The following is a 3,438-nucleotide window of genomic DNA, read 5'->3' as shown; positions in this document are numbered from 1 at the left end:
AACCAATTGGCACCCGTAGACAAATTAGCGCAAGGGTAATGATGAAGCCAAACATGCTGATGGTCGTCGGATCCATGGAAAATTAGCCCTTTTCAGCAGGCGGAGCAGAATGGCCCGTAAGGGTCCGGAAAACTTCCAGGGCGTCCTCGCCCGTTAATACAAAAAGCCGCAGTACAAACGTGATATAGCCAACCAGAAAGATCAGCCGTCCAGGCCATTCAGGTAAATTCAACTCACCGAAAAAATACGCGCCGTCGGAAGCGACGCTTTCAAAGTCGAGATATCCCCCATAGAGAACGGGAAGCAGCATCAGGCTGCCGGTCAAGGAACCGAGAAGGTTCAGGGCCGGTTGCCAGCTCTCTGGCATATAACCGGTAAAAACCTCCACCATGATATGCGCCCGCCCCGCCGCCACATAGGCAAGCGGCAGAACTACGGCACCGATCATCAATTCCCGTACCATGACCACATCGTCAGGTATCGAAAGCCCAAAAAGGAACCGTCCAAAAATTGTTATGTTGATAACGGCACAAATTCCGAGAATGCAGAAAATGGAAAGAGCAACAAGTGCCCCTTCCAGTTTCCGTAAAACCCACGGACCTTTACTCTCGGGAGAGGATTCCATCAGCGGTTCCATGGGTAGTCTTTGGCCTTGCGCTCGTCATCATATTTCTTCAGAAGATCCAAAAACTGAGTCTGCAAGGCGGCAGCATCAACGCCTGATTCATTTGCACCCTTCCGCCAATCTTCAAGATACTTGCTTGTTGCCTCAAGAAGGCGCGCTTTATCCGCATCCGATAGTTCGTAAATATTAACCTTGGTTCCATCAATTTCAGAAGTCGGATTATTAATCAGGATGTCGTTATCCAGCAGCATTTTTTTCACGTAATAATCAATAGATTCAACACCAAGATCGTTGATTATTTTCTGCTGCTCAGGCGTCAGGCTGTCGTAGGTATCCTTATTCATCACATAGGCAAGCCCAAGCAATGCGCCCCAATCAAGCTTGGTGATTTCTTTTGCTATTTCCTGAAGTTTAAACGCTGGAATAGCATAGCCATATATCTGCGTGCAATTTACAAGCCCTGTATCTATCGCTTGATATGACTCATAAACAGGCATTGCCACATTGGCCGCACCGAAATCGCTAAAGATCTTTCCATAAACGCCGATGCCGCGGATTTTCAATCCCTTAACATCATCCAGCGTCTTGACAGGCTTGTCCTTGCATATCAGTTGAATTTCGGTTGACGTAACATTGGTGATATATTGCAGGTTCAAATCAGCAAACTCCGCCTGCAAATCCTTATTTTGGTGTACCAAGTCATAGATTGCGCGGGTACTCACCCAGGGGTCCGAATATGGAGTCGGCAGATCGCCTAGAATATAGGCCTGATGGAGTTTGGGATTATATACGCCCAACACCAACCCCATGTCAGCAGCACCGGCGCCTATTCCCTTGACCGCCGCCTTGGGTTTCAAGAGAGCGCCCCCCCAGTGAAACTCAATTTTCAATTCACCGTTGGTTCGTTTCTCCAACTCGTCGGCAAACCATTGCGCCGCCTCCGCGCGCGTACCACGATTTGGACTTCCGTCGGTCCAGGTCAGAACTCTGGTGGCATTTGCCGGCAATACGATTGAGGCTGCCAATAGACCCGCACAAACAAGCGTCTTTATGTTATTTATATAACTCATTTTTCTCCCCTTTGTTTAGACTTCAATTTCGGCGTTATGTTTGATTTCGGAACTTTCGGCCTGTGAAACCTTCCCTACTCAACAGTCAGGGCTTAGTGCGCCCTGAGACTAAAATGACCTCGGTCAAGAACAACTTCATTTCTATCTTCGGCGACAACGCGAAAGCGCACGCCCATATCGCCAACCCAAATATCGACCCGCAAAATATCGCCAGGAAAGACAGGCTTGCTGAATCTGCAGGCGTAGCCGCCAAAAAGGCTGGGGGTGGATTCGCCAACGGTTTCCTGCAAAACCAAGCCAGCAATGCCCATGCTGCAAAGCCCATGCAGGATTGGACGGTCGTATCCCGCTTGCCGCGCGATATCGGGCATAATGTGTAGCGGGTTATAATCTCCGCTAAGACGGTAAATCAGGGCTGACCGCAAATCGGTCTTCTTCGTAATGGAAATATCCGGTGATTGCTCGGGCATCATCGCCAATTTTGGAGGAGCCTCCCCGTAATCTCCGCACCCGCCATCTCCGCGACAGAATACTCCTGTCGTGACGCGGCATAACTCCTCTTTGGTTTCCGCATCACGCAATAATTTTTCATAATAAACAATGGCGCCCCGGCCCTCACCTTTATCCGTGATCCCCAGCACGTTGTGACGGACCAGAACGGTTCCTTTTGCGGGCAAAGGCCGGGAAACGCTCAGAAATTGTTCCGCATGTAGAAGCTTGACCCAATCAACTTCCAAGGCGGGATCGCGCAACCAGAATCCTGGATGCCCCAAAACCATCGCGTATGGAGGCAGGGCCTGCAATTCCTCTTCAAACAGGTATTTTAGTTCCCGCTCGTTCATCGGATCCTGGCCGACATTCACGCCAAGCGCGTAAAGTATAACGTCTCGCTCCTGGTAGCTTACTTCCATATCCGGGAAGCCGTATTCGATAATTTTTTCTGGGATCATCTTGACTCAACCATTTTATGAAACCGTATATTCAGATATTATTGTACGAATATACGAATATTAATACATTTATACGAACATAATATTTGATAAAGCTAAACTGTCAATCCACATTTTCAGAGAAGTAATGTTGACAGTCCAAAAAATAGAAAGTATCAATATACGTATCTTATACGAATATTGATACTTTCCGCCAAGCGGCCACAACCTGAAACCATGGACATTCCAACAGCTGGAGAAAAAATATAATGAAAAATCCAATGTCACTTGAAAATCAGAACATAATCGTAACCGGTGCGGGGCAAGGGATTGGCGAAGCAGTTGCCAGACTTGTTGTTGATCTCGGCGGCAAGGCGATCTTGGTCGATCTCCAGGAAGATAAGGTAAATGCGATCGCCGATGACTTAGGAAGCGATAAAGCGGAAGTCTACATCGGCTCGGTCGCAGAACCGGGATTCGTACAGGATATGGTTGAAAAAGCCGTCGCACGTAATGGCGCAATTCACGGGCTGGTCAATAACGCCGGCATTGTCCGGGCCGCCATGGCAACAAAGATGCCAATCGAGACCTGGCAGCAGGTGATCGACGTCAACTTATCGGGAGTTTTCTATTGTTTGCAAGCCGTGGGTCGACATATGTATCAACGCGCACAGGATGGCGACACGAGCCCGGCATCTATCGTCAACATTTCTTCCGATGCAGGCCGTCGCGGAACAATTGGGCAGATCAACTATGGCGCCGCCAAGTCGGGCGTCATGGGCCTGACGATGAGCGCCGCACGTGAATGGTCGGC

Annotated in this window: 4 protein-coding genes; 1 reads left to right on the top strand and 3 read right to left on the bottom strand. The window is 49.0% G+C overall.

Features of this window, described 5'->3' with window-relative positions; translation table 11 throughout:
* Positions 1-82: 82 nt before the first annotated feature.
* The 3 genes from P1U71_RS14475 to P1U71_RS14465 all read right to left on the bottom strand — a co-directional run bounded on the left by P1U71_RS14475 (position 83) and on the right by P1U71_RS14465 (position 2,645).
* Positions 83-625, bottom strand: a complete 543-nt coding sequence (locus tag P1U71_RS14475) for a TRAP transporter small permease (RefSeq protein ID WP_301106331.1) — start codon at positions 623-625, stop codon at positions 83-85.
* A complete protein-coding gene (locus P1U71_RS14470; RefSeq protein WP_301106330.1) occupies positions 625-1,695 on the bottom strand; it encodes a C4-dicarboxylate TRAP transporter substrate-binding protein in 1,071 nt (356 codons plus the stop codon). The genes P1U71_RS14475 and P1U71_RS14470 overlap by 1 nt, the downstream gene beginning before the upstream one ends.
* Positions 1,696-1,787: 92 nt before the next feature.
* On the bottom strand, positions 1,788-2,645 hold the full coding sequence (locus P1U71_RS14465; protein ID WP_301106329.1) for a MaoC/PaaZ C-terminal domain-containing protein: 858 nt from the start codon (positions 2,643-2,645) through the stop codon (positions 1,788-1,790).
* 260 nt (positions 2,646-2,905) lie between these two features.
* Here P1U71_RS14465 and P1U71_RS14460 point away from each other — a divergent pair.
* Positions 2,906-3,438, top strand: a 533-nt coding sequence (locus P1U71_RS14460) for an SDR family NAD(P)-dependent oxidoreductase (protein WP_301106328.1), incomplete at its 3' end; no start/stop codon positions are given.

Origin of the sequence: Sneathiella sp., from assembly GCF_029233945.1 — a bacterium.
Taxonomy (GTDB): domain Bacteria; phylum Pseudomonadota; class Alphaproteobacteria; order Sneathiellales; family Sneathiellaceae; genus Sneathiella.
The sequence above is the reverse complement of the archived record's forward strand: the minus strand, read 5'-3'. Positions and strand labels throughout refer to the sequence as shown.